Source organism: Microbacterium sp. CFH 31415, from assembly GCF_022538185.1.
GTDB lineage: Bacteria > Actinomycetota > Actinomycetes > Actinomycetales > Microbacteriaceae > Microbacterium.
In genome coordinates, this window is sequence record NZ_JAKYXC010000005.1 from 160,683 (window position 1) to 183,415 (window position 22,733).

The window sequence follows — 22,733 nt, forward strand, 5'->3', positions numbered from 1 at the left end:
TCCTCAAGGGCGCGGGACGTCGTCGTCACCTCAAGGACGCATGGGTCCGTTGAATCGCGTAATAGAGGGGCACGAGCTTCCGACCGTAATACACGTTGCCATGCGTCTGATCACGGTGCGTGCGTCCTGTAGGTACACCAGCCGAAACCCCACACCGTCCTCCATGGTCTGTGCCACACGCCGGGAGCGCGACTCATCCCATCGGGTGAAAAATCCGCCCGAATCCCCTGTCGAGACCAAAGCTCGTACGGGCAGACCAAAGCCGTTGCGCCGCGCAAACCGCGGACGGCGGGCGGGATCAGTCGATGGCGACACTCTTAAGGCTCTTGAAATCCCCACCCCGAGCGGCAGCGACCTCGATCCTCAGAAATCCGTCGTTCGGGTCTTCGAGCACCGCCCGACGGACGGGGGACGAGTAGCCAGACTCAAGCTGGTTCAGGGAGCGTTCGACTTGCGCGGAGTCTCCGCGCAAGTGCGCCTCGTAAGCTTCCGTGGCCACCGCGCTCTGCCAGTACAGGTACACCTCGGCTGCGCCGTTGCCGCGCTCCCAGAGGACCTCGGTATCTGCAGACGAAACGCTGGTGAGGGGGTTTGTCAGGCTCGATTCCGCGGGAAAAGTCCAGCCCGAAGGCAGTGCGAAGGGGAACTTGGATGCCGCCTCCCGATACTCCGCGTGGATGCCATCCAGGGTGGTGAGGCCCTTTCGCATGGTCGCCGCCAGGTACGAGTCGACGTCTGCCGTCAGAGCCTCGCCACTCGGTCCGCTGGCTCCGAATGCCGCCCCAGGCTGCAAGACCAGGAGGCTCACCCCTCCGGCGGCAGCAACTTTGAGTACCGCTCGCCTGGAGAGAGCAATGTCACGATTGCGAGGCATTTGTTGATCCTTCGTTCGGCCCATCATCGGGCGGGGCTGTGTCGCCGCAGGACGTCACCGGGTTTCGGGTGGCGTCGTTGGGCACAGAACGTAGCACGCAGCATCTCGTCCGCCTCAACGATCTTCGGGCGGATCCGACTCACAAGCGACTGCAGCGGGTTACCGCTTTCCATTAGCATCGCCGCATGCGGTCAGCCAGCCTCACTCTCGTCGCCCTTCTCGCATTCCTGCTCGCCGGATGCAGCTGGCCGGCACCGAGCGAGAGCGAGGCACGCACCGAGGCTGCATCGCAGTCACTCATGCAAGAAGAAACCACCGGCGACCGCTGCAACCCTGGCGACGAGACTATTCCGATGGTTGATCCCATCGACAGTGGAACGCTGTCGGCGGCGCACTTTGCCCACATGCGTGACCTTGGTTCGCGGGAATTTGCCACAGGTGAAGCTACCGTGAACGCTGACGGGGCCCCCGCCACCTACACTGCCGCGCCGGGCGATGTCGCCTCTGCTGTCGCTGCGCGATTTTGCATCACCGAGATGGAACTCGACCTGCTGAACGCGGTGAGGTTCTGCGGAATCGGCATTTACCCCGGCGATGTCTACAACCTCGATCCCTATACCGTCGCCACTGCCGGCGGTAGAGCGAGCGGTGTCTGCAACAACGAGATCACGTTCTCGCTGCCCTGACCTCATCCCAATCACCGCGATCCCCCAGCTCGAGCGCGCCTTGGCGGGTGCACTCGACGTCGCCCACTCAAAGGAGACCCATGGCTTGGTCCTATGCATACCCCGGTGCGTCGCAGGGCAGTGACAATCCGGTCAACTACTACACCTGGCGGAATCTCAAAGGAACCGTGCAGTTCAGATTCATCGACATCGCTATCGACGGCGGCGCGAGGTGGTACATAGCCGCGGGCACCATCAATCTCATCGACAACAACGGCAAGGTTTGGTCCGACAAATGGGTCAATAAGGAGTGGGGAGTGACGCCAGCTTTCACCGGCCTGTGTTTCATCCCCGGCGGAGCTCTCTGCCGAATGCAGGTGACGATGCACGTGTACAACAGCAACGGGTATCCGCTTTTCAACACCTGGAAGAGCGAACTGCGCTGGGACAACTCCACCGCCAGCTGAGCGGCCTCCCCCAGCGTGTGCCAAAGCGCGCCCGCACAACGCATGCATTTCGAGGAGCGGTGGCCGCGTGTGGGCCACTTGGCGTTTCCGACAAGTCGGCCGACGTCGCTACGACTCGTTTGTGGCTAGCGAGAGCTGGAGCGTCGCGGTGCGACACGAATCAGCGGGTTGGGGAGGACGATTCGTCGTCCGCGGTCACGCGAACGGGTCGCCACGCTCCTCGCGTCCTGCTGGCTGCCCATACAACGATGCCGGCAGCCACGAGCAAGCACAGCAGGCCAGTGACGTGCAGCAAGATCGACGCGGTACCGCGTTGCGGCAGCAGAAACCCGTAGGGGACCCAGCCGTCCGTGACTCCTCGGTAGAGCGTGACCGCGAGCCAGGTTAGCGGGTAAGGCAGCACCACCCAGAGGTGCCGCCACAGTTGCGGCTCACGGTCCCCGATGACCAGCCAGTCCAGCGCCGCCGCCAGAGGAAAAATGCCGTGAAGGACGACGCTGACCCAGACGGGCGCGCTTCCCGTTCCCGGGACGAGAACGTTGTACGACACCCACGAGTATCAGGCAGGTAGTCGCGACTGCGCGAGCCGTGCATAACCAAGTGCCGAGGGCGTCTCGACGAATGGTGGCGATGCCGACGGCGATGAAGGTGAGACTCGTGAGCAGACTCGTGATGTTCGTGAAGTATCCGAAGAAATCGAGCGCGCCTCCATTGCCGGCAACTACGCGCAGCGCATACGCGTACAACAGCACCCCCGCGACGCCGCAACCAGCAGAAATTCGCCACCAACCGACGGCTGTGGTGCTCACCGCGCGCGGTTGCGACCTCAGATCCACACCGAAGCGGGGCTCAGGGTGACTGCGCCGACGATGAGAATCAGCCCGACGCTCGCACTGCACACCACGAGCGCAAGCCCGCGCAGCTTCCTGGGACCTTTCAGGCAGGTGACGGCGACGAGCGCGAGAAGTCCCACCGCGACCGCGAGATAGACGAACGCGACAGCAAGACTGACCGGGCTCTCTGGATTCCATGCGGCCGTTTGGACGAGCCCACCCGGCCCCCACGCGAGTCCCGCCAGGCTCGCCTCACCGAAACTGAGGACGCCGAACACTGTCGCTGCGATGCCCAGCGCGACCGCGCCGAAGATGCGACCCGACTGCTTGTTGGCGGGCACCTGCGTCTCAACGGAACGACTCATGTCAGCGCTGAATCGCGTAGTACAGCTGCATCCGGTTTCGCCCGTAGATCATTCCGCTCTCGCCTTGGCCGGAGTCGTAGAAGGAGTCATTGTAGCCGACGCACATCGCCATGACCTGGCTTGGTGTCATCGACCGCAGTTGCGTTGAAGTGACGCCTCCGGGACGACCAGCCTCAAGGATCATGTTGATTGCTGCGACCCTGATGCAGAACTCTTCGTCCGTGCTCAGCCTCTGCCACACCTCCCAGACGTCCTGCCAACGGGATGGGTCGTATTGGCGGGCGGAGATGAGCCCGACGTTCCGGCCGAAATTGATAGCCCTGATCCCGGTCCGCCCGAAGATCTGGCACACGCCGGTGGAACTGTCATCTGGCCCGAACTCAGGTGGCGTGTTCCCGGCCTCGAGCGCACCGTAGTGCAGCCGCACGAGCTCATCTGCAACTTCGTCGTCGGCGCGGATGACCATTCCCTCCCAGATCAAGGGAGTCATGATCAGCGCCTTGTAGCAGTTGAACTCCTGCGCTAGAGCGGTGATGTAGGCGTCGTGGGCGGCGACGCGCGCTTTCACGAAGGGACGGTTGATCACCATCTGCGCCTGCTGGAAGGGAGAGTCCTCATGCTCATAGCACTCGAGGAACCATTCCGCTTCGAACGCATCCAACTGTGCGGCGGGAATTCGAGGGTCCGAACCGACCCCGATGGCGGGCGCAAGTGATGCGACGCCCGTGTCCCGCCCCGATACGACGTTCTTGTCGATCTGAATTGCGCCTGACCCGCTCCCGAGCGTCGTGGTCTGGATCTGGTCGAAGGCCCAGTTGGCTGGCAGTGGATGCCCGAGATTGCCGGCGTACCCGGTCGACATGTCAGAGACGAAGCTGCTCACCGCGAGGCCGGCGTCGACAATCATCGTGCAGACGTCGCGAGGACCGTATACGCCGACGCGGTAATTGCGTCCGGTCCGACCGATGCGCTGGTGCACGCCCTGGAAGTAAGGGATCACCGAATCCGTGACCTGATATGGGAGTGCGTCGAAATCGACGGAGAAGTAGATGATGGCGTTGTCGGGAAGGCGGTATGCCCACGCCGCGTTGGCGGCTTCCTCGCCGACTTGCTCGCCGCGCTTGTAGTTGAAGTGGCCGATCTGGCCACCGCCGGTCTGGAAGAGAGGAAAGAGGCGTCCACCGGAGTTGAGTATCCGCTGGAGTTCGCCCTCTTTGATGCACTTGTCCAGCCCGTAGTCGGGGGTGTTGGTCAGGTACCTGCCGAAGTACATGTAGCCGGCGTTACGCAGGGTCGCAAGCTTCTCCGTGGTGAGAGTCGTTACGCAGTCCGCGCCGGTCCCGGGCCGGTCGGGGTCGCCGGTGCTGACGAGCAAAGACGCCCAGGTCTGCAAGTTGCCGGTACCCGTCTGCGGGAGAGCGGCGAACTGTTGGAACCCGCTGACCATCGTGCTCATGGCAGTGCTGAAGTAGCCGTCGAAGGGGACGGCGTAGCCGTTCACTCGCATAGCCATCTGGAACAGGTGCACGAAGAACTTCGTCGAATCAGTCGACCCGACGACCAGGTTGGCTTGCTGCTGAAGCCCCGATTTGGTCGCGGGCCCGAAGTTGCCGTTCGCTACACCGTCCGCGAGACCTACTTCGTACTGCACCGCGAAGAGGAGCGCCCTATGCGTCTCCCGCAAGAAGTATCCATCGGTAGGAATGGCGTAGAAGTCTCGCCGATGCAGGTAACGGCCGTTGAGCGCCTGCTGCGCTTGGCGGATGACGGAGTCACCTCCGGCGACCAACTTGGTCGCGTCCATCGCGAGAAGCGCCTTGAACACCTTCGGCGAGATGACGCCCGATCCGGCGGCAAGCCCCATGTCCGTTCGGAGCGAGCGGATCGCCGATTGGGACGTCGAATTCAAAACTCCGGACAGCGCGCCGTTGTCCGAGTTGTAACCCTTGCAGTACAAAGCCCCTTGTGCGATCCGCACGATGTTCGACGGCTGCGAGCCCGGATTGCTGGGAGTGACGTCGCCGAACGCCGTGAGAGCTGCCAGGGTTCCTGAACCGAAGTTGTCGGACAGGGCGGTAAGGCCGAGTTCGTGCTGAAGCGCCCGCGTCAAGGCGAACATCGTGGCCCAACCCGGCTGGCCATCTTCGGAGAGCATCGGGCCGAGCGAGGTGTTGTACTCCACGTTGTACCACTGTTGCGTGGCCAGAACCCAGGGATCACTCATGGACATGCCTCTCGAGGTGGGGACGCTACGCCGTGGGCGCGGCTTCGTAGGAGCTGAGGTTTGTGCCCGAAGTCGTCAGTGGGAAGGCATCCCAGCGCCCGGACTCGCGCAGCCCGGGGTCGACTTTGCGGTTCATCACAAGCCTTGGGACCGCTGATGGATTACTAGCGGGAGCGGAGTCCGATGACTTGTTGGTGAGTATGACCTGAACCCATTCGCCGGCCGGGATAGGTTCTGCGATGGTCAAGACGTACTCGGCCTGTTGCGCTTTGGGCTTCTTTCTTTGCGCAGTCACTGCAGTGGATGCGTTCTGGTGTCTGTCGAGGACAACAGCGTCATCGAGGACATCGGGCGCCGTGAGAACGAACGCGGTGCCTGTCGGTACCGGGCCGGGCCCGGGGCTTGAGAGAACGACCCGAGCTGGAGCGACGGCCCCGCTGAGGGAAACCCAGTCCACTGAGCTCTCGACCGACCAGGGGTTACACGCGGTCTCGGAGACTTCGAAGACGCGCTCGTCGGATATCGCGCGCTCCGGAGTGAGCAGGCGGGCAAGCGAAGGTGTCACGTCGGAAAGGTTCTCGTTGGGGTAAAGGCGCTGCGCTTTTGCGTGGACCACGAGGGATGTCACCCCCGCTGGGAGGAGCGCCTCCATGGCGTGGTCAGATTGCGCGGCCACGGTGAGCGGCTGCACGACATTGCCCGCGATGCCCAACACGGTCTCTGGGCCCGCGAACAGCCGTGGGTCCCACTCGAAGACGACGAGACCGCCCGCCCTGTTGTTGCGTATACGCAAGTTGACGGGGAACGACGCGGCTATCTGCTTTGTCCAGTTGGCGTCGTACACCTGTGTCATTGCCGCCGGGAAGCGAGCCCCCGAGAACGACGGTCCTGACGTTGAGCTTGGAGCGGAGGGTTGGGTTGTCATCACGACAGCCGCCCCCGCCGATGCCCATTGCAACAGGGTTCGTCGGGAGACGACGAGGGCGCTCAGATCGTGCATGGAACTGTTTCCTTTCAGGCGTTACGGCCCGCACTCGGGTCGGATGCCGCACGGCTGGTGATGCTCCCGACATGAGCTCGATCCCGCGCCGCATCCTTGCGTGACGCTTATCCAATCCATGCTGGAATGCGCTGTCTGTCCACCCTTCGGTGGACACTGCAAGGAGTAACCGCTTCTCGGCCGGCGGGAGCCGGCGCAGGAAGTGCCCGCTGGAGGGGAAATTCCGCGTGTTCGAGTCGTGAAGATCTCGCGCCGGCGCAAGGCCAAGACTTGGGCGAAGTTCACTCGAATGGACGACAAGCGGCTCGTTCCAGTGAGCCAGAGAGTGCCGATAGTCGGCGGGTTGGGGCCGCCGTGCGTCCGCATGAGTCCGGGCAGTCGCTCACGGCGAGCTCGGAATCCTCACGCCCTACGACCGGGACCAACGTCGACCTCCGGGGCGGGGACGGCGCGTTGCATACCTCGACGACGTCGGCCCTGGGCTGAACTGCTTCACGCCGTAGGTGCCTGAGATAACCGGAGGGGTGGACCGTGTCGCCGGTGCGCTCGTTGTGACCGGTGAGGAGTTCCGGCGGCTGGTCACCCTCGCGAGTTAGCGTGTGCTGCGGAGCAGCATTCGGATGGCTGGCGCATCCGGTCGGGGTGGCAGTGCCGCGGGAAGGAGGTGCGAGATGGACGCCGAGGCGAGGACGGTGGACGCACTCGAGAAGCGCACGATGACCGCCATCCGGGTGTGTCTCGGTGTGGTCATCGCCGGGCTGGTGATCAGCGGGCTGACCGCGTTCCCGCTGCGCGAGGAGCTCACCTTGGGCTCGGAAGTTCTCCACGCCGTCGATGCCGCGTCCTGGGTGCCAGGGTTGGCCGCGTGGGTGGACAGTGTCGCCGATGCCCTCGTTGTGACCGGTGAGCAGTACCCGTTCCTTGCATACGGGACGGACTGGCTGGCATTCGCGCACCTGCTGATTGCCGTTGCGTTCATTGGGCCGCTTCGTGACCCGGTGCGCAACATCTGGGTCACGCAGTGGGGCCTCATCGCGTGCGCCGGCATCGTGCCGCTCGCGCTCATCGCGGGGACAGTGAGAGGCCTGCCGCTCGGGTGGCAGCTCATCGACATCAGCTTCGGTGTCGTGGCCGCGATCCCGCTGACGGTTGTTCTTGTGCTGACCAGGCGCCTCGAGAAGACGGCACCGGCTGGTCCGAGGGACCCGGCGGTGCGAATGCACCCGCCCGACTGACGAGGCTGACGTACGGGGATGACGCCGTGGCGAGGGCCGCGTGGGCGACCCACCACGTCTGGTTCTCCACCTCAAATACCACCTACGCAGCGTCGGGTCCCCCCGGCTTTGGCGACTACACCGTGCTGGACCCGGCGGTGCGGGACACTCGTGGCGGGGCCCCAGGGGCGGTCGTGATCCATGCGACCTACATCGACACCGCCGGCGCCCTGTGGGTGCGCCACTACCTCTCCGACTGCGTCATCCAAGGCGAGATCTCTGTCGGGGAGAAGCTGCTCGAGGCCATGGCCAAGTTGCACGCCGACCGTTCCATGTTCCTGAGCAGCCCCGGGATGCTGGCCTACGACGCTCAGTACGCGACGGGCCGGGAGACCGCGCCCGGGACGAACAAGCGTCAGCAGATCTCTCACCACATCTACACGACACTTTCGTCGATGATCTGACAGGCGCTCATCGCCGCGGCCGGTTCGTCTGATTCAGTGAATTCAGACCGCCGCAGTCACTTCGCGTCCGCGCTGCGCATCGGGTTCAGCGCGTCGCGCAAGCTCTCTCGTAACCTCAGCTGCACGATGCTTGCCGTCGGACGCGCCCGAAGTCATCGATCCCGCATAGCTGTCGACATGACCGTAACCAACAGCCCCAACCACCCCGATCTCGAGCCTGAGAACGCCCTTGAAAAGCCTTCCGAAGCGTCCGGGATGGTCGACACGAAAACCGGCCCTGATCTGGGCCGTGGAAAAATCCGTAGCGGTTCGTGGAAAACGTCTGGAACGGTGTCGCGCGACCCCTTGAGCCGCCTGGCCTCCGGGATTTCGATACACGGCCACAGCGAAGGCCCTGTTCTTTAATCAGAGCAGCGGTTCTAAGCAAATCGAAGAAAGAAGCCGGTCGGAGGCGAAATCCTCCGCCCGGCTTCTTCGGTTTCGCGATTCGCATCGAAACGCCAACGATCCGTTGGCGTTTCCAGCCCGCACCCACGGACGCAACCAACACGAGTAGCCCCTTTCGGGGCTGCTCGGTTTCTATTCGGTTCGGGGCGTCGCGCTGGCTAGACCAGTAGCTCCGCGGCGCTCGCCGGGTGCGCCAGTCGGTTGCCGTGCTCGTCTCGGCGGCGGCGGGCGCGCAGCAGCTTCGTGGTGAGAACGGTCTTCGCCTGCTTGGTGACGAAGGTGACGATGCGGCGCATGTTCGTGACGGCGACCGCGGCTCCGACCGCGAGGGCCTGGAATGCGTAGCCGCGGGGACGGCGCTTGTCAGTGGCACCGAGGTTGGCGTGCGCGTCGTCTTTCATGTAGCGGTTGTTCGCTTCGGCGTGGCTGCGCAGCCCGGACCATGCGCGCCACTTCTCGCTGCGGTACTCGAAGGCCTGCAGGCTCTGGATGATTCTCATCGCTTCTGGGCTGTCGGGGTGCAGAGTGAGGGTCTTGCTGAGCAGTCGCGGCTCCACCTGCTTCTTGGTTGCGGGGTCGATGCACGTGAGCTTGCTCACGTCGGGGTAACTGAAGCGCTGTCGGCCTTCGGCGTCGGGTCGGCCCTTGTCCTTGAGTGCGTACTCGCTTCGGCCGGCGATGCGCGCGAGATAGGTGGCTTCGTCGATGCGTCCGTACTTGTAGTCGGGGGTGGCGGTTTGGAGGTGTTCGGGCATCCACTTCACGTATAGGTGGCCGTCGACGAGGATGGCGTCGCCGATGGCTCCCTGCTTTCCGCTGCGGTTCTTCTTGAACTTGTAGACGTGGCGGAATCCCATCATGCGGGTGGGGTTCTGGAACCGGTGGGGCTGCAGTCCGTTGTAAGCGCGGTCCACCATGAGGTAGCCGCGCTCGTCGAACAGGTCGGCGTGGAACCTCACTGCGATGAGCCCGCCGTGCTTGATTCGGCCGGGCGGGTGCAGGGTGAGTCCGGTGGTGAGGATGGGGAAGCTGTCGAAGTCGCCAGGCTTGTTGGGGACGGTGACGACGGTCTCCGCCTCCCAGCCGGCGAGGTCCTTACGCTTGCCCTTGCCCTCGTGGCGGCCAGTGCGGGTGTAGGGGCCGCTCATAGCGTCGAGGTTGAGGCGGTCGTGTTCGAGGTCGGTGACTCGGTAGTTGGGACGGCCGGCGATGGGAATGAGGGTGGCGTCGAGGGCTACGTTGCCGCGGTAGGTCGCTCGGATGTCGGCGGGCAGCCGGCGAACGGAGGCGTGGGCGAGCCGGTTGATGAGTTCGTCCATCCGGTCCCGGCGCTCCTGGCTGTAGGTTTCCAGCGCGCGGCGGTACGCGGCCGCACTGAGGAATGTGTTTCGGGGCACGTCCCAGGGACTGGTGAGGGCGAGAATGCGGTTGAGGGAACGCCAGTAGCGGATGTACCACTCGTCCTGCGTGCCGTCGGTCACGGTGATGCCGAGGTATGCGAAGCCCTCCGGGGTGAGCCGGGCGAACAGGGTCTTGGCGACGTCGTGGTACCGGTTGGCGCCGGCGTCGGTGTGCATGAGATGGAGGATGAGGAGGGCGCGGAACGGGATGTGCGGCTTGCGTCCGGCGTTGGACTTGCGGTCCTGCGTGTGCCAACGTTCGAGCGCGTCGGCGGCGCCGGACTCGTCGACGAGGCGCCCGTAGAGCTGGATGTGAGCGAGGGACGTGGGACCGACGGCGCGGACACGTTCGTACTGCGCGAGCGTGTATCCGGTGGCTTCCTGCATGTGGCGGTCGAACCGCTCGGCGGCGGCTTCCTGCTGCGGGGTCACGCGGTCGTCTCCGACCGGAGGATGCGGCGGTAGTCCGCTTCGTCACGGGCCGCGACGTGCTCGAGCAGCTGCGGCAGGTGGTCCATCTTGGCGACTCCGGCAGCCCGGAGCAGTTCCTTCATAGGGATGCCGACCGTGAGGTGGTGGGCGAGCCAGGTGTGCCGGAGCCGGTCAGCGCGGGGCGGCCGGCCGTAGGTGTTCTCGGTGAACGAGGAGGTGAGGTTGTGGGTGGTGCGGCGGTTGACACGGCCCCACAGCGACTCGTCCGTCGGGCGGCGCTCGAGGAGCACCGTCATCCATTCCTCCCACTCGAAGAGCAGCGGGATGTCGCGGGACTCGGTCTCGCTGTCGACGGTGATGAGGATGCCGTCATCGTCGACGGACACATGCTCGTGGTGGATGAGGGGGATTTCGGAGGGGCGGACGCCGGCGCCGGCGCACAGCACGAGCATCAGCATCGCCCGGTCGCGCTTGGCGGCGGTGAGCTGGCTGGCCGCCCAGTCACGGAATGCGGCCATCTCACCCCGCGTGTACGGCTCGGCGGCGTGCTTCTTGTTGAGCGGCGTCGTGCGCTTCGGGTGCTGGTCGGGGACGAGCACTTCGCTGATGCGCATGAGCAGCCCCCGGTAGTTGCGGCGGGTGCCTTCGGAGAGCTGCTGATTGGCGGAGGTTGTGTACTTGTCGATGGTGCGGACGCCCCAGATGATTTCCGGGTCCAGCGGGAGTCCCTTATCCCGCACGCACCAGGGTGACGTCAGGTCCAGATCGCCGTCGAACTGTGCGGGCTGTGCGGGTCAGACGCCCACATCTGGCGGGGCGACGACGGCTACGAATGGGTGGCCGTCGGCAGGGTGCTCGGCCACGAAGTGGTCGGAACGGTCAGCGCTCTCGGCGCGGACGTGACAGGTTGGTGCGTCGGCGACAGGGTGGTGCCCATCGCACAGACGGGGTGCGGACGGTGCGAAGCGTGTGAACGCGACTACGCGAACGGGTGCTTCGAGAAGCTCACCCTAGGGCTCTCGCGAGACGGTGGTGCGGCGCCGTACGTCTGCGTGTCAGCCACCGCGGTGGTAGCCGTGGCGGCGCACGTCCCACCGCTGACCGCCGTGTTGACGGAGCCTGCGTCGGTCGCGGCCCGCGCTGTCAGTCGCGGCAGGATCGCTGCCTCGGACACGGTCGCGGTCAGCGGGCCGGGCGCGGTCGGAATGCTGTGCGCAGTCATGGCTCACGATCTCGGTGCCGAAGTGATACTGGTCGGGACGCCGGCGGACGTTGAAGCTCGGGGGAGCCTCCTTCAGGACCTGGGCATCCCTATCGTCGCGTCAGTACCTCCAGGTTTCACTCCGGATGTGTGGATCGAGGCAGCGGGAGCTGCTGCGCTCAGATCCGCGGCGCAGGCCCTTCCTGTGGCCGCTCGGCTGGTGCTCGTCGCCCTGTACGGCAGTCCTCCCGACGCGCAGCTGAACGTGCTTGTCCGCAGGGAGATCGAGGTCATCACCAGCTACAGCTCGTTCCGCCCCGATTACGACAGAGCCGTCGACGTGTTGTCGCGGCACCCCGACCTGGGTGAGCGTCTGGTGCAGATCTTCTCCGCCGGCCAGCTCGCCGACGCATTCGAGGACATCGGACGGGGCGCAGCGGTGAAGGTGGCACTGGCGCCCTAGATTGCGTCCTGTCCCCGGCATCGCCTACGGTGCGTTGGTACGTCATGTCCGCATCGTGAGAGGAACGTGATGGCGCAGGAGGACGGAGCGGCGGGGCTGAATGTCCTCGCCAAGGCGCAGTCCGCGGTCGAGGAGATAGCCCGGCGCGGTCCACTTACCGCCGCCGATCTGGCGACGCGCCTGGACGAGCCGGCGAGCTCGGTGTACCGACTGTTGACCAACCTGACCCAGGCGCGATGGCTCGAACGCGGCGACGTCCGCGGAGAGTACCGGCTCGGCTCCCGCTTCCTCTGGCTCAGTGACCGGCTCGAAGGGCAGCTGGACGTCCGCTCGGCCGCCCTGCCCAGCCTGCGTGTCCTCAACTCCGCGACCCGCCAGACCAGCTTCCTCTGTGTGCGCAGCGGTGACCGGGCAACCTGCATCGAAAGGATTGACGGTCAGGACGTGCAGATCCAGCGGTTGCGAGTGGGTGACTCCTTGCCGCTGCATGAGGGAGCCGCACCCAGAGTGCTCCTCGCCTTCCAGCCGGAGCCGTTCATCGACGACTATTTCGCATCATCTTTCCCCAAGGCCGGCGACAGTCGCCGGGCACGTGAGGAGCTCGCCCAGATCGTCACACACGGGTACGCCGTCGCCGACGACGAAGCCGCATCAGGCATCCGCTCCGTCGGGGCGCCGATCTTCGACCACCGTGGCGAAGTGACCGCCGCCATCTCCGTCAGCGGCCTCTCCGGTCGGCACATCGTCGACAGTGACGAGACAGTTCAGCTCGTCCGCACGGAGGCCGCTGCCGCGAGCACGAGCCTGGGCTACGCACCGGACCAGGACGCCTGATGGCCACGCCATCCATCAAGGTGCTCGCGAACGCCGACGAGCTCCTCCGCGTCCTCGGGGAGGGTGGGCCGCAGACCATCGCTGATGTCGCGCGGGCCATGAGCATTCCCCGGCCGAGCGTGTACCGGCTCATGGATTCGATGGTGCACTCCGGCTGGGTGACCTCCGACGACGAGGGACGCGTGCGCCTATCGGCAGACATCCTTCGCCTGGGCGAGCGCGCCAAAGACCAGAACCCGCTGATCCGGGCATCCGAGGAGCCGTTGCGGCAGCTACGGGACAGCACCCGCCAGACGGTGTACCTGTGCATCCGGCGCGACGCTGAGATCGTGTGTCTGGATCGGTTGCAGGGCCTCAGTGTGGGACTGCTCGAGCTGGTGCCGGGTGGCACACTGCCCCCGCATGCGGGGGCCACCGCCCGCGCGATAGCCGCGTTCGACGACACCTTCGCCGTGCCCCCCGACGCGCTGACCCCGCTCACCCCGCGCACGCTCACCTCCCCTGAAGAGGTGTCCGCCGACCATCAGGCGATCCGTGACCGCGGATACTCGATCTCCGACGAGGATGTCACGGTCGGAGTCGCAGCGCTTGGTGCGCCGGTGTGGGCTGATACCGGCCGCCTCGTGGGCGCGATCTCGGTGGCCGGCATGCGGGAAGACATCCTGCGCGAGCCCGAGGTCCTGGCGGCCCGTCTGCAGGATGCAGCTGCCGCCATCACGGGCAACCTCGCCGTCGGCTGAACCTTCCGCCGCCCCGGGCCGCTGCGCGGCCCGCTTGGCGTGCGCGGATGCGAATTCTCCCATTGAGTAGACACCGTGTTCGCATCGTGATAACTTCTCTCCACGGCATGGTGGCCGAGAGGAGTAAGCAATGACGACGCTCGAAACGGACCGTCCGGTCTTGGAAGAGCTGGCGCGGCAGGGCAGATGGCATGTCATCAGCACCGTTGCAGCAAGCAAGGCGGGGCACATCGGCGGGCCGCTGTCCGCGATGGACCTGCTCACCGCTCTGTACTTCGGCCACTTGCGCATCGACCCGGAGAACCCGACAGACCCTGACCGGGACCGGTTCATCCTGTCCAAGGGACACTGCGCCATCGGCCTGTACAGCGTCCTCGCGCTGCGCGGATACTTCCCCGTCGACGAGCTCGCCACCTTCGACCACGGCGACTCCCGCCTCCAGGGGCACCCGGACATGAAGCTCACCCCGGGCATCGACGTTTCCTCCGGATCCCTGGGTCAGGGGCTGTCGGCTGGAGCGGGGATGGCGTTGGGCGCCAAGCGCGCCGGCCGCGACTTCCACACCTGGGTGATGCTCGGAGATGGTGAGCTGGAGGAAGGCATGGTCTGGGAGACCATCATCTCCGCACCCAGGTTCGGCCTGGACAACCTCACCGCCATCATCGATCTGAACGGGCTCCAGCAGTACGGGTGGCCACGCAACAGCGCGGACCGGTTCGACCGCAGCGAACCCATGGGCCACGTCGACTTGGAGGCCGTGCTCACCGGTTTCGGCTGGTCGGTCCACGTCATCGACGGTCACGACTTCGACCAGATCCACGCCGCCTACTCCGCCGCCGCGGCAGCACGAGGCGTCGACGGACGACCGTCGGTCGTCCTTGCCCGCACCACCAAGGGGCACGGCATCTCGTTCACCAGCGGCACCTACAAGTGGCACAACGGCGTAGCCAGCGGTGAGCAGTTGCGGCTGGCCCAGACAGAGCTGGGAATCGAAGGAGGACGGTCATGAAAGCGCAACGACAGGTATGGGGCGAGACCCTTCTCGAGCTGTCGCTCCAGGATGACCGAGTGGTCGTCTTGGACGCGGACCTGGCGACCTCGACGATGGCTCACCTCGTTGCCGAGGGCAACCCCAGCGCGTTCATCGAAGTGGGCATCGCCGAACAGAACATGGTCGGGATGGCGTTCGGTTTGAGCACGCTCGGCTACCGGCCGTGGCTTTCCACGTTCGGTGTGTTCCTCACCCATCGGGCGCTGGACCAGATCCGCATGCTCGTCTCGCAGACGGGCGCGCCGGTGCGGATCGCCGCCGCATACGCCGGGCTTCTCAACGGCTCCAGCGGAAAGACTCATCAGGATCTCGAAGATCTCGCCATCATGCGCGCCATGCCTAACATGACGGTCGTCTGCCCCGCCGACGAGTATGAGGCACGGGAGGTGACGCGCTGGGCGTCCACCTTCGACGGCCCTGTGTACATCCGATACGCGCGCGACGCCGTGACACCCGTCTTCACTGACGAGTACCGGTTCGACCCCGCCGCCGTTCACCTCCTCCGGCCGGGAACCGACGTCGCGCTGATCTCCACCGGCGTGCAGTCCTCCCGGACACTCGAGGCCGCCGAACTGCTGGCTGCGCAAGGCATCGACGCACGGGTCGTGCACATCCCCGTTCTCAAGCCGGCCGACGAAGCCGCGCTCGCGCAGGCGATGGACGGTGTGGCGCTGGTGGTCAGTGTCGAAGAGCACACCAAGATCAACGGACTGGGCGCTCTGGTGGCGGAGGTAATCGCGGCCCGGCTGCCGGGGATGAGGCAAGAGCGCATCGGCCTCGCCGACGGCTGGTCCGAGTCGGCACCCAACGACTTCCTCTTGGACAAGTACGGGCTGTCGCCGCAGCGCGTCGCAGAGCAGGTGGTGACCGCGACCCGCGAGCTGGTGGCAGTTCGCTGATGTCCGCGCTCATGGCCATGACGCCGCGGTCCAGCTTGGGCAGCACCGCCACCGCCGTCGTCACCCTCACCCCCCCCCGGCCATCGACCGTGTCCATCTGCTCGATGACATCGCCCTGGGGCGGGTGAACCGGGCACGGCCGGCACTGTCGCACCTCGCAGGGAAAGGGGTCAATGTCGCCGGGTCGCTGGTGCGGGAAGGCCACCCGACGTTGATGGTGCTGCCGTGGTCGGACTCGGGGGGACCGCTCCCGGACCACGCGCGAGCCGTTCACGTGCGCGCCGGTACGTGCGTGAACACCGTCCTTGTCGACGGTGCGGGAGTCACCACCAACATCAATGAGCAGCCCCCGCCGCTGACCGCAGCGGAATGGGAAGCGTTGTGCGACACCGCGGAGGCCGCCGTGCGAGACATCAACGCCCACTGGCTGGTCATCGGCGGAAGCTTCCCGGAGGTTGAAGGCGGCCGCACGGCAGCGCTGAACCGCATGCTCGCCGCCGTCTCCGCGGAAGGCGCCCGCGTGTGTGTCGACTCGTCGGGACCGGTGCTGCGCGAGATCCTCGAACATCACGGCACCCAGGTCGACCTCGTCAAGCCCAATGTCGAGGAACTCGCTGACGCGGCAGGTATGCCGGTGACAACCCAAGCCGATCTAGTGACTGCGGCTGAGGAGCTGCTCGGTCTCGGGGTGAACCGTGCGCTGGTGACCGCCGGCGCGCAGGGGATGTTTCTCATCGGCAGCCGATCTCGCCTGTGGGCGCGCAGCGGCCCGGTCCCCGTCGTCAACACCACCGGCGCTGGCGATGCCGCGCTAGCCGGCTTCCTGTCGCAGGACCGCAGTCCGCTGGCGCCGCTGTCCGCCGTGGAGAGGTCGCTCACACAGGCGATGGCGTGGGGCGCGAGCGCCGTGCAGACCGCCGCTGCGGTCCCCACGCGCATTGTCCCGCTGCCCCACGTCGAAGTCCGGGAGCCGGACCTTGACGCCTCCCTCACGCACGCTGAACCGGAGAACTGATGCTCGCTGGCCTCCCCACCGACCTGCTCATCGACGGCGACTGGCGTCCCAGCCAGACAGAACGCCGGTTCGACGTGCACAACCCCGCCACCGGGGAGGTGCTCGCCTCTGTCGCCGACGCCTCACCCGAGGAAGGGATCCTCGCGCTGGACGCCGCCGTGCGTGCGCAGACGGACTGGGCTCGGACGTCCCCGAGAGCGCGCGGGGAGATCCTCCGCCGCGCGTTCGAACTGGTCACCGAGCGAGCTGACCAGTTCGCCACGGTGATGACCCTGGAGATGGGCAAGCCGCTGCACGAGGCGCGGGCCGAGGTGACCTACGGGGCAGAGTTCCTGCGATGGTTCTCCGAAGAAGCCCCTCGCATCAACGGTCGCTACGGGCTGAACCCAGAGGGCACCGGCAACATGCTGGTCTCCCGGAGGCCCGTTGGTCCCTGCTTCTTCATCACCCCGTGGAACTTCCCGCTCGCCATGGCAACCCGGAAGGTCGCCCCCGCCCTCGCCGCAGGGTGCACGGTCGTCCTCAAGCCGGCGGCTCTGACCCCGCTCACCGCGCTCATTTTCGCTCGCACGCTCCAAGACGCGGGGCTGCCGGACGGTGTGCTCAACGTCGTCACGACCTCCCGGTCCACTGCGCTGTCGGCGCCGATACTCGCTGACACACGATTGCGGAAGCTGTCGTTCACCGGTTCCACGCAGGTCGGTGTCGCGCTGCTCAAGCAGGCGGCCGACAACGTGCTTCGCACTTCGATGGAGCTCGGAGGCAATGCGCCTTTCATCGTGTTTGAAGATGCCGACCTCGATGCGGCCGTGACCGGGGCGATGCAGGCGAAGTTCCGCAACATCGGCCAGGCGTGCACAGCTGCCAACCGGTTCCTGGTGCAGGACAGCATCGCAGGACAGTTCGCCGATGCCGTCGCGGCGCGCATCGATGACATGGTCGTCGGCGACGGCATGGAGCCGGGCACCACCATCGGTCCGCTCATCAACACAGACGCCGTGCACAGCTGCGCACGGCTGGTGGAGGACGCCGTCGCCCGCGGCGCCCGACTTGTGCGCGGTGGCTCGCCGCTGCCGGTTGCCCCCGGCACCTACTTCCCGCCGACGCTGCTGGTAGATGTGCAGCCCGGCAGCGAGATTCTCGAGCAGGAGATCTTCGGGCCGGTGCTCGCCATCTCCACGTTCACCGACGAGGCCGACGCGGTCCGCCGCGCCAACGACACCCCGTACGGCCTGGCGTCGTACGTCTTCACCGCGGATGCCCGCCGCGCCTCCCGCATGGTCGACGAGCTTGACGCGGGGATGATGGGCCTCAATGTCGGCGTCATCTCCAACGCGGCGGCGCCGTTCGGCGGTGTGAAGCAGTCCGGCCTCGGCCGCGAAGGCAGCGCGGAAGGAATCGGGGAGTTTCTGGAGACGAAGTACACGCTCACCGCGGTTTGACGCAGACAGGAGATCACACATGAACACCAGAACAGTTGTCGTGACCGGCGGGGGTCAGGGAATCGGAGCGGCCACCGGCACCCTCTTGGCCTCCCGCGGGTACCGAGTCGTCGTCGCCGACAAGTCGGAGAGCACCGCGGCCGCGCAAGCGGCGGTGCTAGACGAGAAGTTTCCCGTCGAAGGCGGACATGTCGCGGTAGCCGTCGACGTGACCGACGCCACGATGGTCGACGCGGCGTTCGCCAATCTGACAGAGCGATTCGGGAGCTTGGAGGGGCTCGTCAACGGCGCGGGGGTGCTGTTCAAAGCCCCAGCGGAGGAGACCTCCGTGGACCTGTGGAAGCTGCAGCTCGACGTGCACTTGACTGGGGCGCTCCTGTGCAGTCGCGCGGCGTTCCCCGCCCTCGCGCGGGCGGAACAGCCCGCCATTGTCAACATCGCCTCCGTCGGGTCGACGTTCGGGCTTCCCGGCCGTGTGGCCTATGCCACCGCGAAGAGCGGCGTGCTCGGGCTCACCCGGACGCTGGCCGTCGAATGGGGCAAGCACGGCATCCGCGTCAACGCTGTGGCTCCCGGGTACATCGGCACAGAGATGGTCCGCGCCGGCCTGCGCGAAGGAACCCTGGACGAGGGTGCGCTGGTTCGGCGAACGCCGCTGGGGCGCCTCGGTGAGCCGGAGGAGATCGCCAAGGTCATCGCCTTCCTACTGTCCGAGGAGGCCAGCTTCGTCCACGGTGAAGTGCTCCGCGCCGACGGCGGGATCACCATCGACGGGACATTCCAGTAACCCGGTATCTGCGGCAGACGAGCTGACGCCAGCCGCCCCTTTTCCGCGGTACCTTTCCTCATGGCATCCAACTGGCGCAAAGGCGGCATCCGCAGCATCGCCGGTCTCGTCGTTGGCGCAGTTGCGGCGGCGGGCGTCACCATCTACGTCGCGCTCATCGCCGAGTTCGCGGTCCCGCAGCCGGCGGGTGGTTCGCGCCCCTGGCGCTCGTCGAACTCGGCTGCGCCGCCGCGCTCTTCATCATCCAGCGGCGCAAGCTGCCCCGTCGACCCGCGATGGTGGTCGGCGGGATCATCTTCGTGGTGCTGCTCGGGCTCTCCCTGCTCGTCCCGCGGTTCTGGCCGGCGTGGACAGTCGCATGGGAGTTCGATGGGACGAGCCCTGCCGGGACGGGGTGCGCCGACGGCAAGACGGCGGTGATTGTTCATGAGTGGGACGTGCCCGCTGCCGCCGGGGCGGGCACGGTCGCGACCGCCCGCCAGATGTACTCCCCGGAGTGCCAAACCACCTGGGTGCGTGTGCTCACTGCGGACCCCGCCATGGCCACCCTCAAGAAGATCGGTCGTCCGGCCGGAGGCGGACTATGGGCGGTTACCACCGAGGAAGCGTTCGGTGCGCCGACGGATTTGTGGACGTACAGCGAACAGATTCACGCACCGGACTGCGCCGTCGTTGAGGTGTCGGTGCTGGCAGGGGAGGACGTCGTCGGCACCCTTGTCACCGACTGTCCGTAGTCACGGTGCCGGAAGAAGACCGTCGGGGATGTCGGCGAAGTTGATGCGGCCGCCCGCGGCACGGAGCTCGCGGAAGTGCCCCGGCACCAGCGCCGCGTCGTCGGGGTGGTGGAAGATGCGTTCATGCGCGAAGCGCACAGTGGAGTTGTTGAACCTGCTGCGCCGAACCTCGTCTCCGGCAATGGCGGCGTCGGCTTCGCCCGCGACGATGACTTCCATCCCGCCCGGCACGTGTGCGGCGATGCCGGGGTGGTTCATCTGCAGGCCGAGGCGACGGTTCAGAGGGAACAGCAGCGCAAACGCGTTGCCGAGGCCCAGCCCGGCGTCAGCTCCCAGCCGCGGGTCGGGAAGCGCCGTCAATGGAGCGTCGGACGTGATGAGGGACGGCTCGTCGAACGAGATGAGAAGCCACGGCCGCCCTATGAGAACTCCGGCCAGCTCCGGCGCGAGCGCCACAATCTGCTGCAGATGGGTCGCGGTGAGGTCCTCGGCTGAGAGGTCCGGGGACGACACACCGAGACGCTTGAGTTCCTCGGGGCTCAGTCGGCGCAGTAAGTGTTCCGAGAGCTGACGGATCTGCTCGCGGTGGTCCGGTCCTCGCAGGAACTGCAAGGTGATGAAGACGCTGAGTGTGACCCGCTCATCGTGCTGGAGCGGCCAGTAGCCGTGCGCGATCCTCGCCAGGAGGTTGGCTGCCGCGCCTTCGATCCTGCTAAGCGCATCCTCGAACGCGTCAGGGTTGGGATGGTCGGGGACCGCATAGAAGCCCCGCTGCGTGGTCGCGTCGTGCGCGGAGATCCCGTGGGCCTTCCCGGTGTGCACGTTGACGGCCGTGAGTGTGCGTCCGGAGCTGAAGCCGGAGAGGTAGGACTTCGGGACGGTGTGGTGCTGCTTCTTCCTGTTCATCCCGAGCCTCCTCTGTCGAGCGTATTTCAGCCTCCCTGTCGGCGGGCGAGGGGCCGGGCATTCCGCGACCCCTCGCCGCACCCAGTGCGACGTCAGTGTCAGGCCGGGACGCGGTGCCGAGCAGTCCGACCGTGCGCAGGTCGGCGTCCCGCACGGCGGCAGCGGTGGTGTCGGCATGTGGACGGGGATGGTGACCGCGGCTTCGATGTCCTGGGTCACTTTGTGCATGGTGTTCGTGCACAGCACGAGCAGGTCCGCGCCGGCGCGCTCTACGGCGCGAGCCCGGTTCGCGAGTAGATGCGCCGCATCGGCCCAGCGGCCTTCGGCCTGCATGCGTTCGACGTCGGCGAAGTCGACCGAGTCCAAGACGATCCGTGCCGAGTGGTAGCCGCCGAGACGGTCCCGTACCTCTTCGTAGGCGAGGTGATAGCAGTCGGCGGTGGACTCCCAGCTCATTCCGCCGAGCATCCCGATGGTTCGCATACTCGGGTTGTATCAGCCCGCCCGCTTACGCCGAGTCGCGAGCGATGGCGGAGAGCTTGTCGAAGAGCGGTCCTGAGGCGGGGATGTCGATGCCATGGACGACGGCGACCACCCGCGTCCACGAGTAGACGAAGTAGTCCCAGCCGTCGACGACCTCGACGCCTGGCTGCGCGGCCTGCTGCAGGAAGCGCCGCTCGCCCCGGTAGTTCATGTCCCACGCGATTGCGTCCTCGGGGAACCGCACGCGGTCGGTCAATGGGGACCCAGGTCGGTCCTTACCCATGCCTGTCGCGTTGACGACGACGCTCCGCGAAGCCAGTCCGGCCACAAGCCGGTCAGCTGCCTCCGCACTCTCCGTGACGTGGTAGTTGATGGGGATGCTGAACCCGATCTCGCCATGCAGTTTCCGCATCTCGTCGAGCCGGCGAGAGGAGCGAGCGGTGACGTGGATGCGGGCGGGCGCGCCGGGCGCATGGTGCAGACCGAGGGTGGTCGCGACGGACGCTCCGCCGGCGCCGAGAAGCAGCAGTTCACTGTCAGCCCAGTCATGCGGGTCGCGGATGCGGTTCAGCGCGAGCATGCTCGTCTGGTCGTCGAGCGCGGCCCCGTGCAGTTGGCCATCGCGCTTCGAGATGCAGCTGACCTCATGGAGCAGGCGGGCTGAGTCGTTGAGCTCGTGAAAGAGGTCACGGGTCGCGGCGAGGACGTTGAGCTTGTGCGTGGTGATGAGGCCGCCCAGGCCGTTCGGGTCGTCGCGGATCTGCTCGACGGCTGCGCGGTAGTCCGCGGGCGGGGCGTCCAACGGCAGATCGACGCCAACCAGGCGCGCATCGAGCCCGAGCTCCGCCGCCCACCGCGGATAGATCCGCTGGATGGCGGAGGATCCGGTGCTCACTCCGATGAAGGTGAACACGCCGGTCATGCGGGAACCTCCACGGTGAGCGGCTGGCCCAATTGAGGAATCGTCCAGTCGATGTCATGCACGTTGGCAAGGTCTCTTTCCAGGTCGGCGGGGTCGGCGGTGTTGAAACCGAACAATCCCCAGTGGTGGACGAGCAGGCGGGGGATGCCGGCCTCGCGGCAGAGGGTCAGCGCCTCGTCGAGACTGAAGTTGCCGGGCACGCCATTGCTGTTGCGGTCGGGATCGCGGCCGTTGACGGGCAGCAGGGCAAGATCCACCTCGAGGCTGCGGATGATGTCGATCTGCCCGCTGTAGGGGGCGCAGTCGCCCGAGTGGTAGATGCGGAACCCGCCGAAGTCCAGCACGTACCCGAGAAACAGGTTCTGACCGTGCTGGTCCAGCTCGATCTGCTCGTGCGCGGCAGGGACGGCGGTGATGCGCAGTCCGGGCCGTACCCACATCTGCTCGCCAGCATCCAGGCCCAGCAGTCGTGGCAACGGCACTCCCCGACTCATCGCACGCGGGGCCTCGGCCCTGGGCACTACGAACAGCGGGTCACTGGAGATCTGCAGGAACGGAATGGTCCCCAGGTCCATGTGGTCGGTGTGCCCGTGGGTGCACAGCACCGTCGACAGCCCGGTCACCTGCGCAGGCTGCACCGGGGCGTCGTGCAGCCGCCGGTGCGCGAAGCGGCGGCCGGCGTATTTGTCGGCGAGCACGTCACTCAGGTACGGGTCGATGAAGACCAGATCGTCGCGGTAGCGGATGGCGAATCCGGCCTGCCCCAACCACCACAGCGTGAGGTCGGCGTCGCTAGGGAAGCTCGGGTCGATGGGGTCTGCGCTGACAGCCATGGGCGGCTCCTTTGCTCCGGAGGAAATTTCCACACAAC

Annotated in this window: 23 protein-coding genes; 13 read left to right on the forward strand and 10 right to left on the reverse strand. The window is 66.2% G+C overall.

Features of this window, described 5'->3' with window-relative positions; translation table 11 throughout:
• Nucleotides 1–298 precede the first annotated feature (298 nt).
• Nucleotides 299–874: a hypothetical protein gene (locus tag MK786_RS07385; protein WP_241111578.1), complete on the reverse strand. Its 576-nt coding sequence runs from the start codon at nt 872–874 to the stop codon at nt 299–301.
• A gap of 185 nt (nt 875–1,059) precedes the next feature.
• Between MK786_RS07385 and MK786_RS07390 the strand changes: the two genes are divergently transcribed.
• Together MK786_RS07390 and MK786_RS07395 are read left to right on the forward strand one after the other, a co-directional pair.
• Entirely contained in the window at nt 1,060–1,560 is a 501-nt protein-coding gene (locus tag MK786_RS07390) for a hypothetical protein (protein WP_241111579.1), read from the forward strand.
• 80 nt (nt 1,561–1,640) lie between these two features.
• Nucleotides 1,641–2,006 carry a hypothetical protein gene (locus MK786_RS07395; RefSeq protein WP_241111580.1) on the forward strand — a complete coding sequence of 122 codons (366 nt, stop codon included), beginning with the start codon at nt 1,641–1,643 and terminating at the stop codon, nt 2,004–2,006.
• A gap of 160 nt (nt 2,007–2,166) precedes the next feature.
• On the opposite strand, the gene MK786_RS07400 is transcribed toward MK786_RS07395, so the two are convergent.
• The 4 genes from MK786_RS07400 to MK786_RS07415 form a co-directional block, all read right to left on the reverse strand.
• The gene (locus MK786_RS07400; protein ID WP_241111581.1) at nt 2,167–2,556 is read right to left on the reverse strand and encodes a Pr6Pr family membrane protein; all 390 of its coding nucleotides are present in this window, start codon (nt 2,554–2,556) and stop codon (nt 2,167–2,169) included.
• Between the two features lie 276 nt (nt 2,557–2,832).
• Nucleotides 2,833–3,180, reverse strand: a complete 348-nt coding sequence (locus tag MK786_RS07405) for a hypothetical protein (protein WP_241111582.1) — start codon at nt 3,178–3,180, stop codon at nt 2,833–2,835.
• A gap of 25 nt (nt 3,181–3,205) precedes the next feature.
• Complete coding sequence (locus tag MK786_RS07410; protein WP_241111583.1) at nt 3,206–5,428, reverse strand: glycoside hydrolase domain-containing protein; 2,223 nt, start codon at nt 5,426–5,428, stop codon at nt 3,206–3,208.
• Between the two features lie 25 nt (nt 5,429–5,453).
• A complete protein-coding gene (locus MK786_RS07415) occupies nt 5,454–6,281 on the reverse strand; it encodes a hypothetical protein (RefSeq protein ID WP_241111584.1) in 828 nt (275 codons plus the stop codon).
• Nucleotides 6,282–7,099: 818 nt separating this feature from the next.
• Here MK786_RS07415 and MK786_RS07420 point away from each other — a divergent pair.
• The gene (locus MK786_RS07420) at nt 7,100–7,663 is read left to right on the forward strand and encodes a hypothetical protein (RefSeq protein ID WP_241111585.1); all 564 of its coding nucleotides are present in this window, start codon (nt 7,100–7,102) and stop codon (nt 7,661–7,663) included.
• 26 nt (nt 7,664–7,689) lie between these two features.
• On the forward strand, nt 7,690–8,106 hold the full coding sequence (locus MK786_RS07425) for a sce7725 family protein (protein WP_241111586.1): 417 nt from the start codon (nt 7,690–7,692) through the stop codon (nt 8,104–8,106).
• 605 nt (nt 8,107–8,711) lie between these two features.
• Here the strand turns inward: MK786_RS07425 and MK786_RS07430 are convergent.
• Nucleotides 8,712–10,385, reverse strand: coding sequence for a hypothetical protein (locus MK786_RS07430; RefSeq protein WP_241111587.1), 1,674 nt, complete (start codon nt 10,383–10,385; stop codon nt 8,712–8,714).
• On the reverse strand, nt 10,382–11,125 hold the full coding sequence (locus tag MK786_RS07435) for a tyrosine-type recombinase/integrase (RefSeq protein WP_241111588.1): 744 nt from the start codon (nt 11,123–11,125) through the stop codon (nt 10,382–10,384). Before MK786_RS07435 ends, MK786_RS07430 begins: the two co-directional genes overlap by 4 nt.
• A 24-nt stretch (nt 11,126–11,149) precedes the next feature.
• Between MK786_RS07435 and MK786_RS07440 the strand changes: the two genes are divergently transcribed.
• From MK786_RS07440 to MK786_RS07480, 9 genes are all read left to right on the forward strand, one after another.
• Complete coding sequence (locus MK786_RS07440) at nt 11,150–12,049, forward strand: alcohol dehydrogenase catalytic domain-containing protein (RefSeq protein ID WP_308220031.1); 900 nt, start codon at nt 11,150–11,152, stop codon at nt 12,047–12,049.
• 69 nt (nt 12,050–12,118) lie between these two features.
• A complete protein-coding gene (locus MK786_RS07445) occupies nt 12,119–12,883 on the forward strand; it encodes an IclR family transcriptional regulator (RefSeq protein ID WP_241111589.1) in 765 nt (254 codons plus the stop codon).
• On the forward strand, nt 12,883–13,623 hold the full coding sequence (locus tag MK786_RS07450) for an IclR family transcriptional regulator (protein WP_241111590.1): 741 nt from the start codon (nt 12,883–12,885) through the stop codon (nt 13,621–13,623). Before MK786_RS07445 ends, MK786_RS07450 begins: the two co-directional genes overlap by 1 nt.
• Before the next feature lie 130 nt (nt 13,624–13,753).
• Nucleotides 13,754–14,632, forward strand: coding sequence for a transketolase (locus MK786_RS07455; RefSeq protein WP_241111591.1), 879 nt, complete (start codon nt 13,754–13,756; stop codon nt 14,630–14,632).
• Nucleotides 14,629–15,573, forward strand: a complete 945-nt coding sequence (locus tag MK786_RS07460; protein WP_277397360.1) for a transketolase family protein — start codon at nt 14,629–14,631, stop codon at nt 15,571–15,573. The genes MK786_RS07455 and MK786_RS07460 overlap by 4 nt, the downstream gene beginning before the upstream one ends.
• Nucleotides 15,574–15,865: 292 nt before the next feature.
• Nucleotides 15,866–16,588: a PfkB family carbohydrate kinase gene (locus MK786_RS07465; protein ID WP_241111593.1), complete on the forward strand. Its 723-nt coding sequence runs from the start codon at nt 15,866–15,868 to the stop codon at nt 16,586–16,588.
• The gene (locus MK786_RS07470) at nt 16,588–18,030 is read left to right on the forward strand and encodes an NAD-dependent succinate-semialdehyde dehydrogenase (RefSeq protein ID WP_241111594.1); all 1,443 of its coding nucleotides are present in this window, start codon (nt 16,588–16,590) and stop codon (nt 18,028–18,030) included. Before MK786_RS07465 ends, MK786_RS07470 begins: the two co-directional genes overlap by 1 nt.
• Before the next feature lie 19 nt (nt 18,031–18,049).
• A complete protein-coding gene (locus MK786_RS07475) occupies nt 18,050–18,817 on the forward strand; it encodes an SDR family NAD(P)-dependent oxidoreductase (RefSeq protein ID WP_241111595.1) in 768 nt (255 codons plus the stop codon).
• Nucleotides 18,818–19,092: 275 nt separating this feature from the next.
• Nucleotides 19,093–19,551: a hypothetical protein gene (locus MK786_RS07480; protein WP_241111596.1), complete on the forward strand. Its 459-nt coding sequence runs from the start codon at nt 19,093–19,095 to the stop codon at nt 19,549–19,551.
• On the opposite strand, the gene MK786_RS07485 is transcribed toward MK786_RS07480, so the two are convergent.
• The 3 genes from MK786_RS07485 to MK786_RS07495 are packed head-to-tail and all read right to left on the reverse strand — an operon-like array spanning nt 19,552 to nt 22,695.
• Nucleotides 19,552–20,940, reverse strand: coding sequence for a DUF4238 domain-containing protein (locus tag MK786_RS07485; protein WP_308220027.1), 1,389 nt, complete (start codon nt 20,938–20,940; stop codon nt 19,552–19,554).
• Between the two features lie 25 nt (nt 20,941–20,965).
• On the reverse strand, nt 20,966–21,862 hold the full coding sequence (locus MK786_RS07490) for a shikimate dehydrogenase (protein WP_241111597.1): 897 nt from the start codon (nt 21,860–21,862) through the stop codon (nt 20,966–20,968).
• Nucleotides 21,859–22,695, reverse strand: a complete 837-nt coding sequence (locus tag MK786_RS07495) for an MBL fold metallo-hydrolase (RefSeq protein WP_241111598.1) — start codon at nt 22,693–22,695, stop codon at nt 21,859–21,861. The genes MK786_RS07490 and MK786_RS07495 overlap by 4 nt, the downstream gene beginning before the upstream one ends.
• Between the last annotated feature and the right edge of the window lie 38 nt (nt 22,696–22,733).

Bases quoted from the DNA above. Each gene is read 5' to 3' on its own strand.
- MK786_RS07385 (WP_241111578.1), bottom strand. From the start codon at position 874: ATGCCTCGCAATCGTGACATTGCTCTCTCCAGGCGAGCGGTACTCAAA.
- MK786_RS07495 (WP_241111598.1), bottom strand. From the start codon at position 22,695: ATGGCTGTCAGCGCAGACCCCATCGACCCGAGCTTCCCTAGCGACGCC.
- MK786_RS07410 (WP_241111583.1), bottom strand. From the start codon at position 5,428: ATGAGTGATCCCTGGGTTCTGGCCACGCAACAGTGGTACAACGTGGAG.
- MK786_RS07395 (WP_241111580.1), top strand. From the start codon at position 1,641: ATGGCTTGGTCCTATGCATACCCCGGTGCGTCGCAGGGCAGTGACAAT.
- MK786_RS07445 (WP_241111589.1), top strand. From the start codon at position 12,119: ATGGCGCAGGAGGACGGAGCGGCGGGGCTGAATGTCCTCGCCAAGGCG.
- MK786_RS07460 (WP_277397360.1), top strand. From the start codon at position 14,629: ATGAAAGCGCAACGACAGGTATGGGGCGAGACCCTTCTCGAGCTGTCG.
- MK786_RS07455 (WP_241111591.1), top strand. From the start codon at position 13,754: ATGACGACGCTCGAAACGGACCGTCCGGTCTTGGAAGAGCTGGCGCGG.
- MK786_RS07490 (WP_241111597.1), bottom strand. From the start codon at position 21,862: ATGACCGGCGTGTTCACCTTCATCGGAGTGAGCACCGGATCCTCCGCC.
- MK786_RS07450 (WP_241111590.1), top strand. From the start codon at position 12,883: ATGGCCACGCCATCCATCAAGGTGCTCGCGAACGCCGACGAGCTCCTC.
- MK786_RS07415 (WP_241111584.1), bottom strand. From the start codon at position 6,281: ATGACACAGGTGTACGACGCCAACTGGACAAAGCAGATAGCCGCGTCG.
- MK786_RS07420 (WP_241111585.1), top strand. From the start codon at position 7,100: ATGGACGCCGAGGCGAGGACGGTGGACGCACTCGAGAAGCGCACGATG.
- MK786_RS07390 (WP_241111579.1), top strand. From the start codon at position 1,060: ATGCGGTCAGCCAGCCTCACTCTCGTCGCCCTTCTCGCATTCCTGCTC.
- MK786_RS07475 (WP_241111595.1), top strand. From the start codon at position 18,050: ATGAACACCAGAACAGTTGTCGTGACCGGCGGGGGTCAGGGAATCGGA.
- MK786_RS07470 (WP_241111594.1), top strand. From the start codon at position 16,588: ATGCTCGCTGGCCTCCCCACCGACCTGCTCATCGACGGCGACTGGCGT.
- MK786_RS07480 (WP_241111596.1), top strand. From the start codon at position 19,093: ATGGTGGTCGGCGGGATCATCTTCGTGGTGCTGCTCGGGCTCTCCCTG.
- MK786_RS07485 (WP_308220027.1), bottom strand. From the start codon at position 20,940: ATGCGAACCATCGGGATGCTCGGCGGAATGAGCTGGGAGTCCACCGCC.